At 39.6% G+C, this 26,498-nt stretch carries 21 protein-coding genes and 1 pseudogene; 3 read left to right on the top strand and 19 right to left on the bottom strand.

From position 1 onward, the window contains the following. Positions 1-521: 521 nt before the first annotated feature. From groL to M4S28_RS02415, 3 genes are all read right to left on the bottom strand, one after another. On the bottom strand, positions 522-2,168 hold the full coding sequence (groL, locus tag M4S28_RS02425) for a chaperonin GroEL (RefSeq protein ID WP_017079119.1): 1,647 nt from the start codon (positions 2,166-2,168) through the stop codon (positions 522-524). Between the two features lie 51 nt (positions 2,169-2,219). Further along, positions 2,220-2,510, bottom strand: coding sequence for a co-chaperone GroES (locus tag M4S28_RS02420; protein ID WP_004733324.1), 291 nt, complete (start codon positions 2,508-2,510; stop codon positions 2,220-2,222). Between the two features lie 180 nt (positions 2,511-2,690). Further along, positions 2,691-3,821, bottom strand: a complete 1,131-nt coding sequence (locus tag M4S28_RS02415) for an LPS O-antigen chain length determinant protein WzzB (protein WP_249632257.1) — start codon at positions 3,819-3,821, stop codon at positions 2,691-2,693. A gap of 159 nt (positions 3,822-3,980) precedes the next feature. On the opposite strand from M4S28_RS02415, the gene M4S28_RS02410 reads away from it, so the two are divergent. Further along, the gene (locus M4S28_RS02410) at positions 3,981-5,324 is read left to right on the top strand and encodes an MATE family efflux transporter (RefSeq protein ID WP_249632256.1); all 1,344 of its coding nucleotides are present in this window, start codon (positions 3,981-3,983) and stop codon (positions 5,322-5,324) included. 237 nt (positions 5,325-5,561) lie between these two features. Next, positions 5,562-6,041, top strand: coding sequence for a methylated-DNA--[protein]-cysteine S-methyltransferase (locus M4S28_RS02405; protein WP_249632255.1), 480 nt, complete (start codon positions 5,562-5,564; stop codon positions 6,039-6,041). 93 nt (positions 6,042-6,134) lie between these two features. Here M4S28_RS02405 and M4S28_RS26520 read toward each other — a convergent pair. Continuing rightward, positions 6,135-6,705 (bottom strand): annotated as a pseudogene (locus tag M4S28_RS26520) (hypothetical protein). A 389-nt stretch (positions 6,706-7,094) separates the two neighbouring features. Beyond that, positions 7,095-8,627 carry a 2,3-bisphosphoglycerate-independent phosphoglycerate mutase gene (gpmM, locus tag M4S28_RS02390; protein ID WP_249632252.1) on the bottom strand — a complete coding sequence of 511 codons (1,533 nt, stop codon included), beginning with the start codon at positions 8,625-8,627 and terminating at the stop codon, positions 7,095-7,097. Between the two features lie 303 nt (positions 8,628-8,930). Here gpmM and wecA point away from each other — a divergent pair, with 303 nt between their 5' ends. Next, on the top strand, positions 8,931-9,995 hold the full coding sequence (gene wecA / locus M4S28_RS02385) for a UDP-N-acetylglucosamine--undecaprenyl-phosphate N-acetylglucosaminephosphotransferase (RefSeq protein WP_102384411.1): 1,065 nt from the start codon (positions 8,931-8,933) through the stop codon (positions 9,993-9,995). Positions 9,996-10,167: 172 nt separating this feature from the next. Here the strand turns inward: wecA and M4S28_RS02380 are convergent, their stop codons facing one another. The 14 genes from M4S28_RS02380 to pseI form a co-directional block, all read right to left on the bottom strand. Beyond that, positions 10,168-11,289 carry a glycosyltransferase family 4 protein gene (locus tag M4S28_RS02380; RefSeq protein ID WP_102384410.1) on the bottom strand — a complete coding sequence of 374 codons (1,122 nt, stop codon included), beginning with the start codon at positions 11,287-11,289 and terminating at the stop codon, positions 10,168-10,170. 2 nt (positions 11,290-11,291) lie between these two features. After that, positions 11,292-13,220, bottom strand: a complete 1,929-nt coding sequence (locus M4S28_RS02375) for an acyltransferase family protein (RefSeq protein ID WP_249632251.1) — start codon at positions 13,218-13,220, stop codon at positions 11,292-11,294. A gap of 55 nt (positions 13,221-13,275) precedes the next feature. Then, on the bottom strand, positions 13,276-14,169 hold the full coding sequence (locus tag M4S28_RS02370) for a DapH/DapD/GlmU-related protein (RefSeq protein WP_198593356.1): 894 nt from the start codon (positions 14,167-14,169) through the stop codon (positions 13,276-13,278). 94 nt (positions 14,170-14,263) lie between these two features. After that, positions 14,264-16,207 (bottom strand): asparagine synthase (glutamine-hydrolyzing), encoded by a 1,944-nt coding sequence (gene asnB / locus M4S28_RS02365; protein WP_249632250.1) that lies wholly within the window; start codon positions 16,205-16,207, stop codon positions 14,264-14,266. Positions 16,208-16,233: 26 nt separating this feature from the next. Continuing rightward, on the bottom strand, positions 16,234-17,289 hold the full coding sequence (locus tag M4S28_RS02360) for a hypothetical protein (protein WP_249632249.1): 1,056 nt from the start codon (positions 17,287-17,289) through the stop codon (positions 16,234-16,236). Position 17,290: 1 nt separating this feature from the next. Beyond that, a complete protein-coding gene (locus tag M4S28_RS02355) occupies positions 17,291-18,373 on the bottom strand; it encodes a glycosyltransferase (RefSeq protein ID WP_102383271.1) in 1,083 nt (360 codons plus the stop codon). Positions 18,374-18,396: 23 nt separating this feature from the next. Further along, positions 18,397-19,677, bottom strand: coding sequence for a hypothetical protein (locus M4S28_RS02350; RefSeq protein WP_249632248.1), 1,281 nt, complete (start codon positions 19,675-19,677; stop codon positions 18,397-18,399). Positions 19,678-19,687: 10 nt separating this feature from the next. After that, a complete protein-coding gene (locus tag M4S28_RS02345; protein ID WP_133149500.1) occupies positions 19,688-20,764 on the bottom strand; it encodes a Gfo/Idh/MocA family protein in 1,077 nt (358 codons plus the stop codon). Continuing rightward, positions 20,758-21,756 (bottom strand): MDR/zinc-dependent alcohol dehydrogenase-like family protein, encoded by a 999-nt coding sequence (locus tag M4S28_RS02340; RefSeq protein WP_102383274.1) that lies wholly within the window; start codon positions 21,754-21,756, stop codon positions 20,758-20,760. Before M4S28_RS02340 ends, M4S28_RS02345 begins: the two co-directional genes overlap by 7 nt. Positions 21,757-21,791: 35 nt before the next feature. Beyond that, a complete protein-coding gene (locus tag M4S28_RS02335) occupies positions 21,792-22,976 on the bottom strand; it encodes an N-acetyl sugar amidotransferase (RefSeq protein WP_249632247.1) in 1,185 nt (394 codons plus the stop codon). Next, a complete protein-coding gene (locus tag M4S28_RS02330) occupies positions 22,957-23,676 on the bottom strand; it encodes a HisA/HisF-related TIM barrel protein (protein ID WP_102383276.1) in 720 nt (239 codons plus the stop codon). The genes M4S28_RS02335 and M4S28_RS02330 overlap by 20 nt, the downstream gene beginning before the upstream one ends. A gap of 9 nt (positions 23,677-23,685) precedes the next feature. Beyond that, a complete protein-coding gene (gene hisH / locus M4S28_RS02325; RefSeq protein ID WP_102383277.1) occupies positions 23,686-24,306 on the bottom strand; it encodes an imidazole glycerol phosphate synthase subunit HisH in 621 nt (206 codons plus the stop codon). Further along, positions 24,296-25,435 (bottom strand): N-acetyl sugar amidotransferase, encoded by a 1,140-nt coding sequence (locus tag M4S28_RS02320; RefSeq protein ID WP_102383278.1) that lies wholly within the window; start codon positions 25,433-25,435, stop codon positions 24,296-24,298. The genes hisH and M4S28_RS02320 overlap by 11 nt, the downstream gene beginning before the upstream one ends. Before the next feature lie 2 nt (positions 25,436-25,437). Continuing rightward, positions 25,438-26,493, bottom strand: coding sequence for a pseudaminic acid synthase (gene pseI, locus M4S28_RS02315; protein ID WP_102383279.1), 1,056 nt, complete (start codon positions 26,491-26,493; stop codon positions 25,438-25,440). Positions 26,494-26,498: the final 5 nt, after the last annotated feature.

Raw genomic sequence — 26,498 nt, 5'->3', positions numbered from 1 at the left:
TATAAAGCACAATTTCTACCTAAAAACCGAAAACCTAATCATCTCAAAAGAACATCGTAGAAAAGTATTAATAAAGAACCAAGTTAGAGATAGTTCAGGTCTTATACTTTTATCTTCTCGAATTTAGCTTACTCGCATCTCCATCGGCCTTTCAAGCTCTTCGTATCTCAATTATCCGCATCCCTCACCTGCTTTTCAAGCTCCTCGTATCCCGATCACCCACATCTCTCATCTGCTTTTCAAGCTCTTCGTATCCCGATTACCCACATCTCCATCTGCCTTTCAAGCTCTTCGTATCTCGATTACCCGCATCCCTTATCTACTTTTCAAGCTCTTCGCATCCCTCATCTGCTTTTCAAGCTCTTCGCATCCCTCATCTGCTTTTCAAGCTCTTCGCATCCCGATTACTCGCATCTCGTATCTGCTCTTAAGTATTTGCTCTTCAAAAACAAAAACGGAGACCGAGGTCTCCGTTTTCAAAGCTTATGTATGGCTTTCTCTGTTACGAGAAAGGGGGATGATTACATCATGCCGCCCATGCCACCCATACCGCCCATGCCACCCATATCAGGCATTGCAGGGCCAGAGTCTTGTGGCTTATCAGTGATCATCGCTTCTGTTGTGATCATAAGACCAGCAACGGATGCTGCGAACTGAAGTGCAGAACGAGTTACCTTAGTTGGATCTAGGATACCCATAGCAATCATGTCGCCGTATTCGCCAGTAGCTGCGTTGTAACCGTAGTTACCTTCGCCAGCGCGAACGTTGTTAGCAACAACAGATTCTTCATCACCAGCATTCGTCGTGATTTGACGGATAGGCGCTTCCATTGCACGTAGTGCAACGCGGATACCTACGTTTTGCTCTTCGTTGTCGCCTTCAAGGCCAGCAACTTTAGACGCAGCGCGGATAAGTGCAACACCACCACCAGCAACCACACCTTCTTCAACAGCAGCGCGAGTTGCGTGAAGTGCATCTTCAACGCGGTCTTTCTTCTCTTTCATCTCAACTTCAGTTGCTGCGCCAACTTTGATTACTGCAACACCGCCAGCTAGCTTAGCTACGCGCTCTTGAAGTTTTTCTTTATCGTAGTCAGAAGTTGCATCTTCGATTTGTTGACGAATTTGAGAAACACGACCTTTGATCATCTCTTCATTACCCGCGCCATCGATGATGGTTGAGTTTTCTTTAGTGATCGTAATGCGCTTAGCTTGACCTAGGTCTTCTAGCGTTACTTTCTCAAGGTCTAAGCCGATCTCTTCAGAGATCACCGTGCCGCCCGTTAGGATTGCGATGTCTTGCAGCATAGATTTACGACGGTCGCCGAAACCAGGTGCTTTAACAGCCGCTACTTTCACGATGCCACGCATGTTGTTCACAACAAGAGTTGCTAGCGCTTCGCCTTCTACATCTTCAGCGATGATAAGAAGTGGACGAGATGCCTTAGCAACCGCTTCTAGAGTCGGAAGAAGTTCACGGATGTTCGACACTTTCTTGTCGATTAGAAGAATGAACGGGCTATCTAGATCAACAGAACCGGCTTCTTGGTTGTTGATGAAGTAAGGAGATAGGTAACCGCGGTCGAACTGCATACCTTCAACTACGTCTAGCTCGTCTTGCAGAGCCTGACCTTCTTCAACCGTGATTACACCATCACGACCTACTTTTTCCATCGCTTCAGCAATGATGTTACCTACTGTCGAATCAGAGTTCGCAGAGATAGTACCTACTTGCGCGATAGCTTTCGTGTCTGAACAAGGAACAGAAAGGTTCTTCAGCTCTTCAACAGCCGCGATAACCGCTTTGTCGATGCCGCGCTTAAGATCCATTGGGTTCATACCAGCAGCAACGGCTTTTAGGCCTTCAGCGATAATAGACTGAGCCAATACTGTTGCTGTTGTTGTTCCGTCGCCCGCCGCGTCATTCGCTTGCGAAGCCACTTCTTTAACCATTTGTGCGCCCATGTTTTGGAACTTGTCTTCAAGTTCGATTTCACGTGCAACTGAAACACCATCTTTAGTGATCGTTGGTGCGCCAAATGATTTGTCTAGAACAACGTTACGGCCTTTAGGACCTAGCGTTACTTTTACTGCGTCAGCCAGAACGTTTACACCTTCTAGCATTTTAATACGTGCGTCGTTACCAAATTTAACGTCTTTAGCAGCCATCTTAATTTCCTTTAAAATTCTTTATTAAATCAGTTCAATGTGTGGCGCGGATTACTCAACGATCGCCATGATGTCGTTTTCAGACATGATCAGAACTTCTTTGCCGTCGATCTTTTCAGTTTTAGTGCCGTAGCCTTCAGAAAAGATAACAGTATCGCCAACTTTAACGTCCAATGGTTGTACTGAACCATTTTCTAAAATGCGGCCTTTGCCAACAGCTAGAATAGTACCGCGCGTTGATTTTTCAGCGGCAGAACCAGTTAGAACGATGCCACCAGCAGATTTAGATTCAACTTCTTGGCGCTCAACGATAACTCGGTCGTGTAGAGGACGGATATTCATCGGTCGGATCTCCTGATAATTTCCATTTAATTTGATAGTTGCCACGATTGGCATGGGGTTACCCAATATGTTGGGGCGATGTGGAAGAACCCAAGGGGGAAGTAGGACTTTTGTGAGGAAACTCAAACTACACATCTGTAGAAAGCAGAATGGCCAGTGGGTCACACTGACCATTTAAACTTAATCTTCTTTTCTAAACGCAAAACGTATTAATACTATCGCAACACCTAGTATTCCACCGAGCAATGTACCAAGAACAACAATCAAAGCTCGCTTGGGTTTATCTCGAGTAATTGGCTGTTCAACATTTTCTAGATAACGAAACGTTTGAAAATCAACGGTGCGGTCAATTTTAAGGTTATTGAGCATATCCAACTTTGCGTTAATCTGTTGCAAGCGAGGCTCTATTACGCTTAAATTTTTAACTGACTTTAGAGCTTTAACTTTCGCATCTAAGCCTTTAGACCCCAAGTCAATGCTAAACAGTTCTTTTTCATTACCAGTTTGGACCGGTTTTTCTACGCCAGCAGACTTGGCAATTTGGGCTGCGTATTTTGCTCGCTCAGTTTCAACTAATAGCTTATTGCTTGCTTGACGTTCTAAAATCTTTTTTTGTTGAACCAACTCGTTTCGCTTACTATTCACCACTGCTCGTAAGTTATTAAATGCATCTCCATGAACTTTAGATTCAGTCATCGATATGTAAGCAGTTAACAAATCAAAACTACGTTGTTTATCCATTGTTTGAAAACTGATGGAGTATGAGGAGTTCGCTTTTTTTTCATCTACTACAGATGCAGCGATCCGACTAAACCACTGCATATATAAAACACGAACAGCGTTATCTGAAATTTCAGAACCATCTGCATCAACCAAAGCAGAGTATTTAAACTTACTAAATTCAGGGCTTTTATCTAAAAATTCCCTTTTATTATTAGTTGAATTAAAAGTATTAATGAAACGCCTAAACAGTATTGTTGAGTCAACCAAACTGTCTAATTCTTTATTTACCAAAACAGTGCCATCATCTTGGTAAATATTAAAGACTGGTTGGAACTGTTTTACTTGTTGTTGGTACGAAGAGGTATCTTGAGGCTGAGCTTCTGCAATTTTCGCGCTAGAAGACCACCACTCTTGAGTCAACAATGCGAAACCAATACTACTAGCCGTAAATAAAGCAGTAACCAATATGACGATTAACTTGCCATTCCACAATGCCTTTAAAAGCACTCTCAGATCAATCTCATCGCTTGTTGTATACATTGGTGGATTTTGCGGGGAGTACGGCTGTGGTTGTGTCTGCTGCTTCACTGTAAATCTCTCAAAACATCTAAATTAATAACGGCAGAATGCTATCAAACCGTATGCTGTTAGTATTGTACGATTTGTAAACTTTATGAAAGTGATCTTCAGAGAGCTAACAATTCACTGTATTCTACTCCTACTATTCTAGTTCAATCGGCGTTTTACATGCAAGATAAGCACGGGCTATTAACCGCCCCAATTGAGAGTACATTACGTACCATGACCATACCGACCATATTCGGCATGGTGGCGATCTTGATGTTTAACCTCGTCGATACCTTCTTTATCTCATTACTGGGTACACAAGCCCTTGCAGCGGTGAGCTTTACCTTCCCAATCACCTTTGCGATTAACTGCATCACCATGGGAATTGGTATCGGCCTTTCGACGTGTATTGGGCGGTTGCTTGGCCAAGGCTGCGCGCAAAATGCGGCGAGATTTACCTGCCATGGGTTATTGCTCGCACTACTTCTGGTCTGTTGCGCTTCCGCCGTTGGCATTATCTCACTCGAACCCCTATTTACTTTGTTGGGTGCCGAAGCGGAGTTACTGCCTCTGATATCCGAGTACATGCTGATCTGGTATGTCACCATTCCCCTATTAGTGATCCCAATGGCAGGCAACAGTGCCATTCGTGCCAGTGGCGATACCAAAACGCCCGCTAAAATTATGATGCTGGCAGGGTTAATCAACGGCGTTCTCGACCCTTTGCTCATTTTTGGATACGGCCCCTTTCCTGAATTAGGCATTCAAGGTGCTGCAATTGCCAGTGGATTCAGTTGGTTTGGCGCTTTGTGTTGCTCGCTGTACATCTTGATTAAACGAGAGAAGCTTCTGGCTTTACCGAATATCAAAAGCATCCTTAGCGATTGGCATCAAATACTGACCATCGGCACTCCTGCTGCGCTGTCGAACGCGCTCAATCCATTAGCAGGTGCCATCATAATGATGATGTTGGCCAAACAGGGAACCGAAGCCGTTGCTGCTTATGGTGCTGCCCAGCGTATTGAATCCATTCTTATCATTGTGTTGATGTCTCTGACCTCTGCCCTTACGCCTTTCATGGCGCAGAACTTTGGTGCAAACAACCCTCAACGCAGCTTTAAGGCATTGTTTCTCAGTATGCGTTTTGCTGTGATGTTCCAAGGTTTGATTTTTTTAATGATGGTGCCGTTGAGCATCCCCTTAGCTGACCTGTTCTCTCAAGAAGAATCTGTACGAGGCATTTTGTGGCATTACTTGTTGGTCGTCCCCTTTAGCTATGGGTTCCAAGGTATTGTGATGATGCTGATCAGTGGAATGAATGCCATGCACCAACCACTCAAAGCCTTTCAATGGAGCTTCATGCGTTTGTTTGTGTTTACCTTGCCCTTTGCGTGGATAGGCAGCCAAATTGATGGTGTCGAAGGGTTGTTTATTGGTTTAGCCTTGGGGAACATCATGGGTGGTATTTCAGGGTATTGCTTTGCACTTCGTGTGAGAGCTAAAGCAGATGCGGGATGCGAGTAACCGTGATACGAAAAGATATAAGAGCGTAAGAGCAGATGTAAGACTCTAGTGGCGTTCTAATTAAACTCCGTCATTCCTTATAGCGAGGTACGAGCACAGTAGGGAATCTATTGTCCATAACTAATGGTTCGTTGTTTGAGATTCCAGACACTTCGTCCCTCAGTTCTGGAATGACGGTTTATGGTATCGAGATTCGAAGAGCTTGAGAGCAGAAAAAACTAAAAGAAGGAAGATGACATGGAAGACACTATTTACAAAATGCTTTATGACGCACCGATAGGCAAGATGATCATTGTGAGTAATGGTGTGTCGCTTATTGAAATTGACCATGTAAATCATGAAGAGCGAATGACTAGCAATCCAGATGACCTTTGCCAACTGGCGACGAAACAGTTAGATGAATACTTTGCCGGAAAACGTACAAACTTTGATTTGCCTTTAAAGCCACAAGGTACTGATTTTCAGCTCAAAGCTTGGGTAGCTTTAACGACCATTCCTTATGGCGAAACCATCAGTTACGGTGAGCAAGCAAAGAGAATGGACAACCCAAAAGCCGTAAGAGCAGTGGGTGGCGCAAATGGCAAGAATCCATTTAGTATTGTTGTTCCCTGCCACCGAGTGATTGGTGCGAATGGCACATTAACCGGCTACACCGGCGGCATGAACCGCAAAGAATGGTTACTGGATTTTGAGCTAAAAATACTAAACAACGAGTAATAAGAGAAAACGAGCTAAAAATCTTAAAAAAACAGATAGCCGAATAAACCAAGATACGTGTTTAAATGCTCTTTAAATCTTCGCGACAGCCCTTTAAATTTTCGCAACAGCCATAGCGGAACGTTGTTTTTTCGCCACCCATAACCCACCAACGATAAGAACAAAAAACAGAATATGCAGCCATAACTTTGGCCCGACATCGGTGTTCAGTGCAGACAACGAACTGATAGACGGAAACTGTTTTGTCGTCACGAGTTTCACCACCCATTCATTGGCTGGCGTTGCAATAAGCGTGGTTATCCAACCCAATACGGAGATTTGGATGAGGTTAACGGAAAGCGATGAATTGAAGATAAAAATAAGATTTCAAAGAAAGGCATAACACAATGAAACGCCAACATGCACAACCCACGACAACACCAGTGCACTCGTTGGATCATAACCACCTAACGTCACGTACGCAGAGGCGTGTCGAGATGTCAGTGTCGACATACCAAACAAAGGCTGAATCAAGATAAAAGCAATACTAGCCATCAAGCCGACAAAAAATGTCATGATAAGCGTCTTTGTATTCATATTTTTAACTTCCATTAGAGAAATAGAACAACTTGAATAGAAAAACACTCCAAGCGTTTATCGTATTTATCTTCATCAAATCAAATATTGAACGATCGTTCAATATTTGAAAATTTAGCACTAACAAAATAGATGTGCAAGGTTTTGTTTATTTGATAAACCATGAGGAAATGAATCCATTTCTCTTCGATGCTTATGCTCATGCTCATGCTCATGCTCATGCTCATGCTTAGAATCAGACTCATTAAGAGCGGATGTCGGCCATATTGGCTACAAAATAGAAGCAGGATGAAAGATAGGTAGACAGGTAAACAGATAGACACTGGTTTTACTGGCTTGACATTGAGTCCAGAAAAATCAAAAAAAAAAACGGCCACACTCGCGTGCGGCCGTTCTAGTTTTCGATGAAAAGTAAGTCGCTATTTATCTAAAAAATATCTACTTAACTTAAACAGTCACTGCTTATCTTAAACAGTACTACTTAACTAAAATATCACCTGACATTTCTGCTGGGATATCAACACCAGACAGAGAAAGCATCGTTGGTGCTAGGTCAGACAGCTTACCGCCTTCTTTGAACTCAACGTCTTTGCTGCCTACATAGATAAGTGGAACAGGTAGGTTAGTGTGCGCCGTGTGGATGCCGCCCGTTTCTGGGTTTACCATCATTTCCGCGTTACCGTGGTCAGCGGTGATAAGCAGTTGGCCATCGGCTTCTTTGATTGCTTCAACCACTTTGCCAAGACATTCGTCTAGCGACTCTACCGCTTTAACCGCTGCATCGTAAACGCCAGTGTGGCCAACCATGTCACAGTTAGGGAAGTTACAAACGATAGCGTCGTATTTGCCGCCTTTGATTGCTGCAACCAACTTGTCAGTTAGCTCTGGCGCGCTCATTTCTGGCTGAAGGTCATACGTTGCTACTTTTGGAGACGCAACAAGCTGACGCTCTTCGCCTTCAAACTCGTCTTCTTTACCGCCATTGAAGAAGAATGTCACGTGCGCGTATTTCTCCGTTTCAGAGATACGTAGCTGCGTTTTGCCTTCTTTCGATAGCCATTCACCGTAGGTGTTCTCTAGAGAGGCTGGTGGGAATGCACATAGAAGTGGGATGTCTGCCGCGTATTGAGTCAGCATCACGAAATCGATAGCTGGGAATACGTTACGCTCAAAACCGTCGAAGCTAGGCACAAATGCACGTGTGATTTCACGTGCACGGTCAGCACGGTAGTTCATGAAGATAACCGCATCGCCATCAACGATAGCTGCAGATTCTTCGCCTTCCGCTTTGATTTCAGTCGCTTTAACGAACTCATCGTTTTCTTCACGAGCATAAGCCGCTTCTAGGCCAGCTACTGCAGTGTCGAATGTGAACTCTGCTTTTGCTTCAGTCAGCAGGTCGTAAGATTCTTGAACGCGATCCCAGTTGTTATCACGGTCCATTGCGTAGTAACGACCAATAAGCGAAGCCACACGGCCTTTGCCTAGCTTAGCGAATAGCTCTTGGAAACGTACAAGTGTGTTTTCTGCGCTACGTGGCGGCGTATCACGACCGTCTAGGAATGCGTGTAGGTAGATTTTCTCTGCGCCACGCTCTGCTGCCATTTCAACAGCTGAATAGATGTGATCTTCATGAGAGTGAACGCCACCTGGAGACATAAGACCCATGATGTGCACTGCTTTGTCTGCTTTAACCGCTTTATCAACAGCGTTAACCAGCGCTTCCGTTTGAGCGAACTCGCCGTCTGCGATTGATTTAGTAATGCGCGTTAAATCTTGGTATACCACACGACCCGCACCGATGTTGGTATGACCCACTTCAGAGTTACCCATTTGGCCATCAGGTAGGCCTACATCTAAGCCAGAAGCCGAGATTAGCGTGTTAGGTTGGTTAGCAATAAGACCGTCTAATACGGGTGTATTAGCGTTCGCGATAGCGTTGTCTTGGTTGTCTTCACGGTAACCGTAACCGTCAAGGATCACTAGAGCCATTGGCTTCTTAGCTGACATAGGACTGACCTCGTTCAATTCAAAATAAATCGGTATAAAAACAAATTAGCGTAATTTTACTACAGTTTACAGTCAAAACTGTAGCGGAAGATCAAGAAAGGGCGCAGGTAGGCGGATCGGATGTGAAAAAAAATGTCACTTTGGGTTTAATTAGGTTTACATTCCTTAGACTAAAACATGGCTCGTACTTAAAAACGCGTCTCTATAAATAGTCTAATATACAGCCAACCAAATATACATCTGTATGCTTTTAGCGTATCATCAACTATCCAAATAATTAATAAAAATCAGCTAGAGACTATCATGTTATTAGAGCTATCTTTCGTTGGCTTCTTTTCATTTTCTTCATTATTCCTGATGCGAAAAATCGCAAAGAGCATAGGCTTAGTAGACAAACCAAATGCCAGAAAACTTCACAACGGGGCTATACCTCTTGTCGGTGGTATTTCTATTTGCTTATCCATAGGGCAATTTATCGCGTCCAATCCAGATGTGATAGCTCATAGCTATTTATTTTTAGGTTGTATATCAATACTTGTACTCGTTGGAGCACTCGATGATAAATTTGATCTTAGCTTCAAACTCCGCTTATTTATCCAAGCGTTATTATCTATAAGTATGATGTACTTTGCAGATTTACGTCTACAAAACATTGGAGACATTTTAGGTATTGGAGCTATACAATTAGGTGTGCTAAGCCCATTTATTACGATAATAGCAGTAATTGGGGCTATAAATGCATTTAACATGGTTGATGGAATCGATGGACTACTAGGTGGTCTATCTATTGTAACTTTTGCTGGAATTGCCGTTTTATTACAAGTAGAAAGCCAGCACGGGCTCGCCTACTTGTGCGTTGTATTCATCGTTGCCATAATCCCTTATATTTTAATGAATCTTGGAATTCTAGGACGAAAAAGAAAGGTTTTTATGGGAGACGCCGGTAGTATGATGATTGGTTTCACTGTTATCTGGTTGCTACTAGGGGCTAGCCAAGAAGAGAACTCATTTTTAATGCGGCCCATTACCGCTCTATGGCTGATTGCAATACCTTTAATGGATATGGCGGCCATTATGTTCAGAAGGATCAGACGTGGTGATTCACCATTTAAACCAGACAGAGAACATTTACACCATATTTTTCAACGATTAGGTTTTAGTCCACGTCAAACCCTTGCAGTTATTTGTATTATATCAAGTGCTTTTGCAGGATTTGGGATTTATGGCGAACTATTTAAAGTCAAAGAGTCAATTATGTTTCTGTCATTTATATTTTGTTTTTCTATTTATGCAATAGCAATGAGCTACATATGGAAAATAACTAGTTGGATAAGAAATTATTTTGGCCTACCAGAAAAAAATTACTAGTATTTAAAGGTATCTAAATACTAGTTAATTAAAATGGGAGGTTTCAAAAGCAATTAGTAATGCTAAAAGAGAAAAGCCTCCCGACTAGACAGGGCATTTAATCGTGAACTTTTTCTCTTAATAAGATTAAGAAAAATTGTTCGAAATAAATGGTATTTACTGATAGATAAAGCTATTCACTAAAAGAGTCGTATATTTCAAAATGCTTGAGAACTACATGCTCTATTGAGAACTCCTTCTCTACAAGTTCCCGTCCATTTATTCCCATACTTACACATAACTCATGATCTAATAACAAAGTTTTAATTGCCTCGGAAAGTTCATTTATTGATTTACTTTTAACAACCAATGCAGTTTTCCCATCAATTACAGCATCTCTACAACCAGGAACATCAGTTGTAACAACAGCTCTCCCTATTGCTCCTGCTTCCAAGAGTACTTTAGGAAGTCCTTCACGGTATGAAGGTAAAACAACTATATCCGCATCCTTTATCACATATTCAGGGTGATCTACGTGACCAATCCATTCTATGATCCCTTCTTGGTTCCAAGATTCCAGTGTCTTTTCATCAAGGGATGATGGATTCTCGTGGATCCCTCCGGCTAAAATAAACTTTGTATTTGAAAAGCTAGGTTTTAATATTTTTACTGCTTCATAAAATTCTAATATCCCTTTATCTTTTAGCATCCTAGACAATAAAATGACCTTCCTTTCATTCTTATGTTCATATGGAGCATACTTTAGTGCAACTAAGTCCACACCTGAACCTTTAATTATTCTAAAATTCAGCTTTGATGAACATACCAATTTTTTTAGGGTTTCTTTATCGTCAGTATTCTGACAGATAATTACAGAGTTTTTACCACCTAAGGCAACTTTGTATAACTTCGATATTAAATACTTCTTGACTCGCGCTCGAACACCCTCATCAATAAATATAACACCTAGTCCAGATATCGCTTGGACGACACCTTTGACACTCGCAACTCTCGATGCAATACCACCGTAAATAACTGGCTTTATTGTTACATGATGGACAATATCAGGCTTAACTTTGAAATATAATCGACATAAATCGACCAGCATAAAAAGATCAGAAACAGGGCTAACTTTCCCTCTTGCTATCCTAAAGGTATGATGAACGAATCCGTACTCTTTAAAGATTGAATCCCCTTCATATTGGCCAGTAGCAATATGTACCTCATAACCGAGTTGCTTTGCACGCAACGCTATTGGGAGCCTATGAGACTTGAAGAACCAGTCATCATTAACAACAAAAATTATTTTTTTCATAATTAGTCTTTAAATAAATCCAACATTCTTTCTTGATTCAATCTTTTTTCGGCAAAACTCGCACCAGCGTACGAAATGTGTTTTGTATCTACAAAAAAAGACCAATCTTCATCATGAAGTTTACAGGCCCCACTCTCACCGCACCATATATCATATGGGTATAAGATAGAAGTTTTATCGTTAACAAATGATTGAAAAAAAACCTTTGAGTCTATCAAATAATTAATATTTACCACTTCTAAACTCTGTACCTCCGATAAATACTTCGACTTAGTCAACAGTATATTGGGCTCAATAGCTTGTGCTCCAGCAACAAAAGGATGTGCGCCTATAATCACCACCTTATCTGCTTTATTATTAAAATATTCAACGGTATCCGATAGCAGTTTATTCCATTTGTTTAAAAAATAGCGTTCGCTACCATCATCTATAGTGTTCAGAATATTTTTATCGTATAGAGACCAGCTTTGCGATATAACTACTAAGTTATAATGTTTGTCGCTAGAATACAACTTATCACGAATGTCATCACATGACACATCGGAAAAACTATCAAGGAATGAAACTCCTTTAAGTAATACGCACCCTCCCCGACTTGCTACATCCACTTGATCATATTGCTCGATACCTAAAGCATTAACAATTGGAACCACGTAATTTTGTAATACAGAATCACCAACGAATAACACCCTACCCTTAGATTCCGGCCGCACAGAATATCCGCGCTGAAAATTATCATGAAAGCTACTAACGTTGTTTTGACTCACTTCATATGCAAATGAGTTCAAAAAGCTAAACCTCCAAGGGACACCATGTGTTCTATTAATAAAAACACCTATAGAAACAAAAATTGGAATAGTAAATATAACCAAAGTTAATGAACTTGGCCATTTTCCTTTATGGAAGCTAGACGATTGCCTCAATGGCTTCTCTATATATCTATAAGTCAGCCAAGCTAAGGGACTACAAACCAATAACGTAGAAATTGCTAAATTTACAGGGTTCATATCAATATTGAAAAAATACAATACAGATAAAAATGGTTGGTGATATAGATATAATGGATAAGATATTAAACCAATAAAGACAAAAAGTTTATTACCTAATATGTCACCCATTTTTGTCGACTTTGAGCAAAACAGAAAAATGCCGGTAGCAATACAAGGATAAAGGGCATTGAACCCTGGAAATAGGGTGTTTTCATCAAATACGAAACTAAAATAAACTATAGCAAAAAAACTAAAAAATGAAAGTAACTCATTAATTACGGAATTAGAATTCAAATAAGAAAAACGCCTATCTGAAGCTAGAATAGCAAAAATAGCACCTACCAATAACTCAAAGAATCTATAATGTGGGTAATAATAAGACTTTATAGGGTCCATCTCAGTTGCAATTTCTGAAAAATATAAAGATGAACAGATGAACAGCAATGTTATAACAAATAGAAAGCGAAAGTTATAGCGTCCTAAAATGAATAATATCAATGGCCAAACAAAATAAAATTGTTCTTCTACACCCAGTGACCAAAGGTGGATTAATGGATTGAAAACACTATCATTAACAAAATAGTTACTCCCCTGAGCGAACAATATATTCGCCAAACCAACAGAGGAGAATATTATTTCTTTTCCTAAATTACTAAACTCAGCATTATTAAGAAAAACAAAACCAAAGAGAGAAACAAAAAATAGCGTAATACTAAGAGCAGGAAGTAATCTTAACGCTCTTCTCTTATAAAATGATATAAAGCTAAACTCTCCCTTCTTAATGTCGTTATAAACTAGAGTTGTTATCAGATAACCACTTATAACAAAAAATACATCAACTCCAACAAAACCACCAGAAAATGCAATCACGCCAGAATGAAAAAAGATGACCGATAGAACAGCCACAGCTCTTAAGCCATCAATATCTTTTCTATACTTCACTATATACCTCTAAAGAAATAAGTATAACTTCAATTATTAAAATTAAAGAAACTATTTATTCAACCTGTGCTTTCATAAACTGAATAAATTTATCATGAGGAACTGCGAAATTCCCAGATACGACGCTGTCAGATTCGACACTTTTAGTAACAACAGAGCCAATAGAAACCCTTGCATTAGAGCCTATATGGACTCTACTACTAACTGAACTTGATGGACCAATAAAGGCATTTTCACAAATACGAACATGTCCCATAATTCTAGCACCTGCGCAGACCAACACGTTATCTTCGATAATCGTGCCGTGCCCAACATATACCTGAGCATCCAATTTACAGTGATTGCCAATAACAGTATTTCGGTAACTAAAACCACGACTCAAAGTAGAGTTAGCTCCGATTTCACACCCTGAATTTACGTGTAAAATACCGTCATGTTTTGGACTAATAATTCCTTTAGACGTCTTTTGGTGTTGAAATGTATCTAAACCAATTACACAACCACTTCTTAAAATAACATTATTTTCTATTACAACTCCGGAATGTATTGTTACGTTTGGTTCAATAATAACGTTTTCACCAATTTGTACATTTTTGTTACTAATCGTTATATTAGAATACTCAATTGGAGATCTGATAACACTGTCAAAGTCTCCTACATTACTATTACCGAAATAATCAACAATAGAGAAAAAAGCATAGTTTGGATCATCATGAATAACCTTAATAATTCTATCCGGTAACAAACTCGCTACTTCTTGGGTACATATGACACCCCGAATAAATTTATTATTTAATACAACTTCAATGTATTTCTTCTCTTTCAAATAGGTCAACAAATTATTTGAATGATTTGAATGAATGTCGCCGATAGCAGAAAAAGAAGCAGGGGATACATCAACACCCAATATTTTCTTTAATAAATCTGAATCGATAGTCCTATTTGACATCATTAATACCTTAATTAAATTAATTTCATACACTCACACAAATATAACAAGTATGTTTGTGTGAGCTTTTAAAGATTTTCTCAACGAGAAGTTTTCAACTTATCTCATTATGTTCTAACCATTGCTGAAACATAAGAACCGGCCATAATTGAGAATGTTTGTCGCTACGGCCAGATAAATGTTCTAGCCAGAGTTCTCTAATAACGGAAGAGTCAAGATATCCTTGAGTCTTCATTTTATCACAATCTAATAGCTCTTCAGCCCAAGGTTTGAGCGGACCACGTAACCACTCCGCCAAAGGAATACTAAACCCCATTTTAGGGCGCTCAATTAATTCTTTGGGAACGTATTTATACAGTATTTTTTTAAGACACCACTTGGCTACACCATCTCTAATTTTTTGGTTTAAAGGTAAAGACCAAGCGAATCTAACAAGATCACGATCGAGGAAAGGAACTCTAGTTTCCAAAGATACTCCCATTGCAGCACGATCAACCTTAGCTAATATATCGTCAGGTAAATAACAGAGCGTGTCTAAGAGCATCATATGTTCAATATCGCTTGACAAGCGCCTACTTGCACCTTCTTTAATGGAGGAAACATGTCTCTTGTCTACTCCTAAAACGACACTTTCTGGCTCGCGCCAATTCGAAACCAAGTTCGTATAAAGATCATTGAGAGAATTAGAGGTTAATACCGCAGCACCTTTGTGCATTTTTTCACCAAATCGGGACATTTGGTGCTTAAAAGGCAAAGCCTTGTTAAGTGCATCCCAATATTTCATAGGTAAAAGTGTTATCAATTTAGACAATATTGCCCTTACACTTAAAGGTAATCTAGCAAGCGACCTCCAAGTTTTGTCAGTCACAATATAACGATTATAACCACAAAATACTTCATCTCCTGCATCTCCAGACAACGCAACAGTTACGTGTTGGCTGGCAATTTTTGATACCAGATAGGTTGGTATTTGAGAAGAATCAGCAAAAGGCTCATCGAATAGCTGAGGTAAAAGTGAAATAACATTTAATGCATCTTCTGGCTTTACATACACCTCCGTATGTTCTGTACCTAGATGCTCAGCAATCTTTTTCGCATAAACAGCCTCATCATAAGCCTCATTTTGAAACCCTATTGAAAAAGTCTTTATCGGAGTCTCTGACTGAGATTGCATCAAGGAAACCACCAAAGAAGAGTCAACCCCTCCAGAAAGAAATGCTCCGATTGAAACATCTGAGAGCATTTGACTTTTTACTGCTTTTTTCAAGAGACCTTCTAGCTTCTCTAGAGCTTCTTGTTCAGTACCATTAAATGAGTTATGCTTCCCTGAAAGAATTAGGTCTTCAGCGTTTTCATATTTATACTCGTTGCATGTGTTTTTTTCTAAATCTACCTCTAAATAATGTCCTGGACTTAATTTAGATATACCTAGATAGATTGAATTTGGCGATGGAATATAAGAATAACGAAGTAAAAGTGCTAAAGACCTTCTATCGATTTCACCGACAAACTTTGGGTGAGCCTTAAGTGCTTTAAGCTCTGAGCCAAACAAAAACTCATCTTGTTGCCAGCCATAGTAAAGAGGTTTCTCTCCCATACGGTCTCTACATAAAGTTAACTTTCTTAAATCTTCATCCCAGACAGCGAAAGCAAACATACCAACCAACTTACTAAGAGTCCTTGTTACACCCCACACGTCCAGACAAGCTAAAATTGTTTCTGTATCAGAGAAACCTATCCACTCAAAATTTTTACGCTCTTTTTCCACTAAAGCCCTTAACTCTAGATGGTTATATATTTCACCGTTAAATACAATAGTGAAATTTTTTGACTGAGAAGTCATTGGTTGTGACCCAGACTCACTTATATCTAAAATAGCCAGTCTTCTATGAGCGAAACCAACTTTTTCTTCTGAATTTAGCCATTCTCCTGAACTATCTGGGCCTCTTGATTCTATTTGATTACCCATCTTACGTAAAACATCATAACTGGATGTTGAAGGGATATTCTTACTATAAAAACCTGCTATACCGCACATACTTTATCTCTCGATGATAAGAAAACTTAATGTCTTTTTTCACTATTATTAATTTTCCTTTGGTTTAAATAAAAAATAAAAACCGGAATTGTAAAGATATAATAACGCCAATGAAATATATCGTTAAACATAATTGGAAGTGGGGAAAATATCGCCATCATTAGGTATGGGTATGAGTCACTCTTTTTGTTATGTACTTTAAAAACAACCAAAATTAAAACCAATATTGTATACAATGAAAACAGAAACCCTAATAAATTAGCTTTAGCATCTGCATGGATTCCCGACACAATAACAGTCCAAAACCTCGACAATATCAACATAATATACTTAGGTATGTATGCCACAAAGTACATATAGTTTCTAATCAAATTTGAAAATGTTAAAGAAACAAAACCACTATCACCAACAGCTGCATCACTAGAGTAGGACATTAAGGCCCCTCCGGTTAAAACAAAGGGCGAGAGCAATGAAACTAAAAATAAAGTCAATAACAAAAAAACCCAACGAACTTTACCAGTTCCGGGAGGGAAAATAAATAAACAAAAAACAAACACAAACAGCATGTAATAACGAGCAAAAAACAGGAAAAAAAAGCAATATAATAAATATTTAATATTATTACTTTTATAGTACGTCAAAAAAAATAGAGTTGACGACACTACAAATATCTCTTTATTTAAAGCAAAAAATCCTAATGCAACATATGGAATCAGAACAATCCCAAAGAAAAATAAAATCCTATTTCTTTCTAAATATTTCATAGATGAATAAAGAGAAAAAAAGAAGATCATACAAGAAAAAATAAGAATAGGTGAAACTTGACCATCAGTTAGCAGTAGCATTAAAACCGGCACACCAACCATAAATGAGTAAATTAATGACTCAGTTGTCATGGTTGAACCATCACGCAGTAAAAATATTTTATAATAAACACCAGGGTCACTAGCAAACCAATAGGCACTTCCATAATCAGCAGCATGCATCGCTTGAATCGATTCTGAAAAAAACACTATAATCGAGCTAACAATAAAAAAAGAAATGACACACAGGATCAATGAATTTGATTTACCAACATTCACCTTATTTACCGCCTAGTAATGTATAGAAGTAACTGATATATTGACTCGAACTAAATGAGCATCGGGCTTCATTTTTTATAACATTGACAATGTCAATATTATTATAAGTAGATCTTTCGATAATATTGTTAACAATTTCTTCTATGTTCTCTAATTTTTCATCCAAATAACTTATTCCTTTTTTGTCACCAAACCTTCGACTATCACCAGTATCTAAAATAATAACCTCGCACCCTTCTAATAGCGACTCTGCTACAACTCTTGAGGGGTAGTTCGTCACTTCTTGTAAAGAAAAAACAACCCAAGCAGTTGGAAGAACTTTCTTAGGGTCACCATAACCCAAATAGTCTATATTTATTCCCTTAAGCCTCAGTATCTCTACTTGCTCCGTTACAAAATCAGATAGACTCCCTAAGCCATAAATTTCAAATCGCACTGAAGCCTCCAAGCTCAATTGCTCATTAATTTTAGGCAATAATGAGAATAGCACCTCAACTCCTTTATTAGGCTCCAATCTAGATAGAAAAACTAACTTTCGTTCTTTTTCTTCATTTCTATTTTCAGTTGGATAAATATATGTCCCCCCAGGAGTCAGTGATATTTTTTCTTTAAGATAAGGATTCTTATCTTTTACAAGAGAAAAAACATCTGGACTCAAAATGTCAATTTTACTTGAGAAAAAACTGGCAATATATTGTAGTGTCGAATTTTTATTATTAGTACTTAATTTAGGAGGCTTGTAACAATCACAATATGAAATTGTGAATTTTTTACCTCCGAAAAGGTGTAGAAAAAAAAGAGGGCTTAAAGGATAGTGGAAAACATCTTCGTTCTTAGCTACTTTAAGAACATCGTTATAAAATCTCCAGGCAAAGCGTATTGGAGACCACGCAGGCATGTCCACTATTACAATATTGCAAAGATAAGGCTGGACATCTTCGCTTTCCGATATCAAGTTAAACAGGCAACTTGGTAGGACTAGATATATTTCTTTATCATATGTAACTAACCCTTTAAAAATATCAAAAAATCGTTTCTCGGCTCCTCCAATTCCACCTGAAACCATGACTATATATTTTTTCATTTACTTTAACCTTAAGGCTTGTTTTAATCTTTATTTTCTATTAAATCAAAATAAAATGCTTTCAATGAGTTTCGAACTTCTTCTACATTGTAAATATCTTTTGAAGCTTGTTTACACGATATATTAACCCACTTCTGTATATACTTTTTATTCAACTCACCAAAGGTAACATACCCTTCAGACTCAAGCTCTCTAAAAAGTCCATAGTTTTCATTTCCGAGCTTTAAAGATGGACATAGTAAAAGAGAAGGAACTTTTGCTATCGCAGCTTCACCTACACAACTGCTAGACATAGTCAAATGTACATCAACGTCATCAAGTATATAATGCAGTGGTAAATCACTTGACATTTCAAATTCAACATTTTTATGTTTTTTTGCTAATGCTCGGACATGTTCCACATGGTGTCTATACCAAGGTCTTAATATCTGAATTGGATGTAGACGAATTAAAAATAAAGTATCCTTATTAGATTCTTGAATTAGATCTTCAATAGCAGGATGAACTATACCGTTGGGTATTATATTTGATAACCGGTCTCTTTCACCATCATAGCCCCACTGAAGCGATACTAGAATAACTTTGTCAAAATCGTCGATTATCGACTTTAATTCATTTTTATCTTTATCTTTATCTTTATCTTTATTAAACATCAAATGATTATACCAAGCATCTTCAGTTTGATAAGATATTATATCACGACCTTCACACAGACCCGAAACAGTCTTATAACTACATTGATCAAAACTCAGAATAACATTGGGTAATAACTCATCAGGAAGAGAGAAATGCTTTGTAAAGATATCATCATGTGAACTTATATTATTAAAGTGCATTAGTTCAACCACTTTTATTCCTCTCAAACGCGCAGCTTTACACAGTCCAAGTGGCGGTTGAATCGAAATTATCATCAATGGGTTTATTTTTTCCAGTAAATCACTATATATTTGGAGTTCTAATTCCGTTCGATAATAATCATAATTCTTCAAACCTAATATAGAGCTAAAAAACAATTTAACTCGCATAGCTAAGAACTTATAGTTTAAAGTTATGCTTCCTCCCTTTACTTTACCGCTCGATAGTATAGCAAACGGATGTGATATATTTACAAAATCATACTTACCAATTAGTAATGATTTAACCCCCTCTAAAATTGGAGAATAAAAATTTCCATTTTCTTTCATAGAACGGTTAACATCATGACAGCCGAACAGGATTGAATTTTCTGATATATAATCTGGTTTTTCATCTTTTACAAGAATAGCACTACGAATCGTCTTTATTGCGTTTATAAATTTCTTCATACTCTGTAACTTATGCGAAGTATTGCCCGTTTTTACCAGTAACAATTAGATCACTAGGAATAGTATCAATATCAATGTATTTATTAGAATTTAAGTGTGACCAAGCACATCCCAATAGTAACTGTTGTCCATGCAAGATATCATTAGGCGATATTTTGTCGATAAACTCTTCTTCTGATATATTCCCCTGTACAACCTTTGCTAATTCTTCGAAAGCAACTTTAGTTGCCCCTTTAGGCGCTTGAGGTGTTATAAACTTTTGATCATGAAAATATGGAGAATGAGATTCTGATTTAGTAGACATTTGGATACACGCACCATCACCATGGATGATCATTGTACCATTAGAGCCTAGCAATCGAACAACACCTCCTTCACCACAACTTATTGAACCTCGTACCCCACCCTCAAATACAATTTGAGCACTTAGGATTAATGGATCAGAGTCTACGATGTTATCACTAATAAGGTTAAAAGTGTTTGAGTCTAAATCAGCTCTAACACTAATAGGAGTTCCACCGAAGTACGTAAGCATGTCCATACTATGAGGGTGAGTCCAAAGCAATGGTGAACATCCAAATTCAACGCTAACTTCTATTAACTTACCGATAGCATCCTCAGCCAACAACTCTTTTGCTTTTCTGTATACGTAATGAAATCTTCGATTTACGCCATATGATAAAAAACACCTATGGCTATCTGCAAGCTCTAAAAGCTCAACCGTCTTTCTCAAACTGTTTGAAAGTGGTTTCTCAACATAGATCCCCCTTACACCTTTTAAAATTGAACTTTTAATAATATCAAACTTCATCGGCGTTCTAGTTGCAACTGTAACAATATCTAGCTGAACGTCTTTTAACAGTTTTTCATAGTCTAGATATTTTTCATCTACATCATAGTCACTTGAAACTTCAGTAAGTCTATTTTCATCATTATCAGAAAGCGCAACCAAGCTCATAATATCAGTTTGTTCTATTGATTCCGCATGTGATATTGGTAACCACCCAGAAGGAACAATGCCTTCTAGTCGCTCAGATTTTTGAGCCCCCATTCTTCCACAACCAATCACTGCGCACTTTGCTACCACTTTAAAATTCCCCCTAGAGATGGGACAGTTCTATTATTTAAATGAGTATATACTTGTTCTAATTCCGTCCAATTCTCTACATAAGAATCAAGAGCTGCTGTTTCAATTCTATTACTCAAAATCATATCCGATATATATTCCATATTCCTCTTCAGCGTAAACCTGACATCTATAGGAAGACAATCACTTTCACAAACATGACCTGCATACTTTATATTCAACTGCTTATCGTAAAGGTAGCGAGAATCTAAAGGGTTAAAGCTTGGTAGATGCTCACCTCGACCAGGGAAGCCTAATAGCACACAAACTCCACCTAACCGTAGCAGCTTTAATCCAATTAAATAATCGTCCCAACTATCGGATGTATTGATAATTATATCGAACGAATCTTGTTCATCATTACTTCGTGCTCTTTCTTTTGACAATGCAGAAACACATGAGTCATTAAATATAGATACACGTTTAGGATCGCTAGTGATTAAAACTGGCGCCCCACCAAATGCAGCAACCAAAGCAGCCGTTGTATAGCCTAAAGCACCAAAACCAATAATTCCCACCTTGTGTCCTGGGAAAAATTTTGCTTTAAGTAATGAAGAGTAGCCTAAGTGATACAAATAAGTGTTTACAACTTTTTTTGCTTCAACATCCGTTAAGTTATCAAATGAAACTAGTATCTCACTCTCAGAAATACAGAATTTAGTTCGGTGAGACTGATGAGTAAGAATCCAGTCGCCTATTTTAGTATTTTTAACCTGATTACCAATAGAAACAACTCGAGCCAAATTACAGTAGCCTTGCACTCGTGGGTATATCTTACCTGGACGCAAAGGAGGCTTTCCCACCCATGCTGACAGCTCTGTACCTGGAGATACAGCGCTATAAATACTTTCAGCTAACACTTGATCGCCACTTTCGATCGAGAGTTCCCTATCTATAACTTTTAGCTCTTTAGGGGCTTCAAGTTGATAAATCTGCGATTTTCTAATTTTCATTCACACATCCCAAACTGCAATTAAAACATTCAATATCAGATAGATATACCTTTCCCAAAAACAACATGGTGCTCTCGTGCTGTTTTTGTCGGTAATAATAAATCTCTCACAGCTCTTGGCAACTTCACTATAATGTCAACGTCACAGCGACTTTCAGTAACAAGCGCTTGAACTGGTTTGAGGCGATGCATCTTAAACCAGTCGTAGCCACTCTTACTGACACCCAACCAATCAAAAAATGGCTTCACATGAACCGGGGCTTGATTATACCCTTCCAACACTGTGCGACCTTCCTCACTCGTTAAACGACCGTGACGAATCTCCCTTGCCACATGATCATTCACCTTACGATAACCCACTCTCTTCAATTTAAGTAAGTCATGCAGGTGATAGTACACCGAGCTGCCCGCTCGCTCATACACATCAAATGAAGATGAGTTTACTTCTGGCACGAACCCGTGCTGAGTCATCGCTTGGTTTTGAGCAAGTGGGTCCCAGCGCATGTAGTTACTTAGATATAACCCTTGTCCCCCTCGACGCGATAAAGCCTGAGTATTTGGGTATCGATAGTAGTTAAGCTCACGCTCATCAACTTGAGCACCATTACCTATTAAATGCTCAACCTCGACATTAAATAAGTCATGCTCTCGACGGCTCCAACGACTCATTTCAGCTGCATCATGGTGTGAGAACTTACCCACTTGCTCCACCGCTTGATTTTGCCCCCAGACAATAAGTGGGATCTTTCTTTCATACGCAACGTGTACGGGGAAAGATGTATGCAATTGAAGAAAAGGTAGCATCATATGATCATACTTTCGCAATGAGGTTCTCACCAGATCTTTGTATACCCGCATATCTGGGTTAAATACAAATGAGTCCACATCAAAGTGTGTGATCAAGTTATGTAGGTTATGCCAACCAATATCGTTCTTAAAGTAGTCATTCACACACACGACAAGTGGAGACAGTCCTAACTCTAATACCTTACTCAAGGTGTAGTAATCTTCCGCATCACCAACAACTGGGACAACACAATCGTATTGTCTGCTCTGTTTTTTAAATCGATTCAGAGTCAGTTCAAGCTCACCAGCTTTGACACCCCAATCTATTTGATCTTTTTCTTTATGGGTGAAGCAACCCGAGCACTCTTGCTCAGAAACAATCAAACCAAATGGATGCTTTGTTGGATAATGACATTTAGGACATCTTGACAGCATGTTTATAACTCGTAATTGAATATTCTTTATGTAGGACTTTGTTATCAACCAACACAGAAGCAAGCTCTTGCTTGTGTGCTGACTTGACGGATTCAAACCCAACTCCACCACTGACAATCAATTTGCGATGGCTCAGTGGAACGTGTTTCAGCAGTTCAAAATCAAATTGGTTATTCGCCCCTTCATTCATCACATCCAACAAGATGACCTCGTTGGCGTACGCCTGAATGAAGTCGAAATCAACGTCACTCAATGGAATAAACATCGCCTTTTCAGAACAATAGACTTGCATACTTCCCTCACTATTCTGAATCGGGAGTAAGCATTGAATAGCTTGGTGACCAAAGAGGTCTTTAGCCGTTTCAAGCAATTCACGCTCTTTCGACAGGAATGCAGAGGAAAACACCAACCGCTCAACCGGCAAGTCATTCAACAACGCTAAATGCTCCACCGTTCGTATCCCCCCTCCAAAACTGATAGGCGTCATGGTTTTCAAGCGGTGTAACACCTGAATGTCTTCTTCAAATTTCGCCAACGTATCGCACGCTCTCACGGGGCGAATAATAGCGACTTCGTCACATTGGTACTCTTCTAGTGAGTCCAATACTCCTTGTAAGTCACCTAAAGGGCGTAGGGTAGTCCATTGATAAGACTGCACACATTGTTGGTTGTGCAATAAAACTGTAGAGCCGACTCGCATCGTATCTCCCTAAAGAATCATATTGATTAAGTCCGTTCCTGACACCTGACTTTTCTCAGGATGGAACTGAATACCGATGATGTTATCTTTCACCAACAGTCCGCTATATTGTTCCAGAGCATGACTCACTGGAAGAGCAAAGACGGCATCGTCTTGACTGAAAACACCGTACTCATGATTATAAAAAACGCGTCCATCAAAAATACGCTTCTGAGTCAACTGATGGCGGCTTCCAAAACGTTGACCGTTCATCTCATGTCGATGAAAAGAGAGCGACTCCCAACCATTATGAGAGATTGCACTAGGCAGGCGCTCGACATGCCCGCTTAGCAAGCCCAGCCCTTCAACATGACCATCCTCTTCAGAGTGCTCCATCATTAACTGAAAACCAAGACAGATCCCCATCAAACGACGACCTTGCTTGACATGCTCTTTCACCGCTTTATCAAAATGCCCCGCTTTCATACGTTGCATGTATGAGCCCGCCGAGCCGACGCCAGGTAAAACAAGCATCTCGGATTGAATGTCTTCAGGGCAAGTCACAATTCGAGTAGATACATGAGATTTCTCTATCCAGTTTCTTACCGAGCGAATGTTACCACTACCGATATCAAGAATATCAACCTTCATAATCCACTCCCACACTGAATTTTCTCACTGGACGCTGACCCGGTCTAATCTCAAAAATGGTGAGATTTATCCAATGATTCGCAATGTTCCAGAACTCATCCACTGTTATACCCACATAATCTGAGTAACTTTGAATGATGCGGTCTGAACAAAGGCCATCGTACTTTTCTGCGATTTCAATCCCTTGCTCTCGAGTGAGTTTACCCGCGCGAATTTGTTCATTCACCGCATCGGTTGCTCTGCCAAAACCAAATTTATAGTATTTCAACATCATATTGATGTTCGTAAACTCTTCATCCAACATGGACGCGTTTGACAGGTCCCCTGTCTCCAGCTCCTCACCCGGTCGAAGTGTTAAACCTTGCAGCGATGCATAAGCAGAGTTGTCATCATTACTCCAATCATCCCATGCAGGACCAAGATAGAAAATGTTGATTTGCTTACGCTCAAACTCTATCTCATTAGGGTATAAATAATGCTCAGCCAGATACGGAGAGGCGACCGCGGCTTTCAGCCAATCGGTACCACCCGCCGTCAAAGTATTCAATCGACGCAAATTATTACCATCAAACTCATCAAAGCCTTCAACCGCCGCATCACCAACTTGCAGCGCAGGGTTTTCACCCCAAAAAATGGTATTCACCCCAAGCTCTATCGCCAAACGTGGCACTGTAGAAAACAATGACATCTCTGTCGACTTACAAACATTACCGAACTGCTTAAACGACTCCAAAGCTAACTGCGCTGCAGTCTGCGGTGCAGGCGTAGCGGCTATGACATCGAACCCCATCTCAATTAAGTTAGTCAGGTTGCGAGCGCCGATTTCGGACATCTGCTTAGGCGGGTAAGCACAGCACACCAGTAACGGTCGTAGCCCTAAGCGGTCGCGAACCCAGTGAGCTTGACGAGTACTGTCTTTGCCACCACTCACACCAACGATGCAGTCATAGGCACCTTTATTTCTCTGCTTCTGACGACTTTGTTGAATCTTATCCTTGAGCAGTTTCAGCTTCAAGCTGACATTATCGTCACTCTCTGATTCAGAATAACGACACGCGATACACACGCCATCCGACAAGGAAGCGTTAGGACGAAGGTCCGTCGTTAAACACTTTTTGCAGTATTTCATTATCAATCTATCTCTATCATACCAAACGCCAGTGCCGTACCACGGGAAAGGTCTTGCGTCACCTTTTTACCCATTACGGCCTCGTAATGCTTCGGCGCCAAACCAAAACCAGGACGAATACTACGAACGTTAACTGCAGTTAACTCCTCGCCAGCTTTTATATCTTCTACTACATATAAAGACCGACGGAACTTCACATTACCTTTTTCCGCTTCTGTTCTTTCGTAGTTAACATTACCTAGTGCTTGCCATGCTGTTTTAGTGTCTTGGCAAAGAGCTTTTAACTCTGCGGGTTCAAGAGAGAAGCTATCATCAGCTCCTCCACCATTTCTGTCCATAGTCACATGCTTCTCTATCAAGCAAGAGCCCAAGGCAATCGATGCCACTGCCGTAGCATTATCTATTGTGTGATCAGAAAGACCAGAGAGCACATCAAAGCGCTGTGCAATATCAGTAATAGTTCTTAAGTTGTATTGTTCAGCAGGTGCCGGATAACCACTAACACAGTGCAAAACAACTAACTCTTGGCAACCGTTATCTTTCGCAGTCTTAATGGCTTCTGCAATTTCTTTTTCATTCGCCATCCCTGTAGAGATAATCATTGGCTTACCGGTCTGTGCTACACGTTTAATCAGCGGTAAGTCAATCACCTCAAACGATGCAATCTTGTAAGCAGGAGCATCTAACTCTTCCAGTAAATCCACAGCTGTAAAGTCGAAAGGTGAACTAAATATCGTAATACCGAGCTCTTGAGCTTTTTCAAACAACGGTTTGTGCCACTCCCAAGGCATATGGGCACCTTTATAGAGTTCATATAAGGTTTGACCATCCCATAAGCCACCATGAATTTGAAATTCTTCAGAATCACATTCCATTGTAATCGTTTCATGTGTGTAGGTTTGAAGCTTGATCGCATCTGCACCGGCTTTTTTCGCCTCTTCCATTATTTGAAAGGCGCGGTTGATATCACCATTATGATTAGCAGACAATTCAGCAATGATATATGGTGGAAAATCTGAGCCGATCTGACGGCCGTCAATGGTTATAAATGGTTTCATTTTGC

The sequence above is a fragment of the Vibrio sp. J383 genome (genome assembly GCF_023503985.1).
GTDB classification, from domain to species: Bacteria; Pseudomonadota; Gammaproteobacteria; order Enterobacterales; family Vibrionaceae; genus Vibrio; species Vibrio splendidus.
This window is presented reverse-complemented; position numbering and strand designations above follow the sequence as displayed.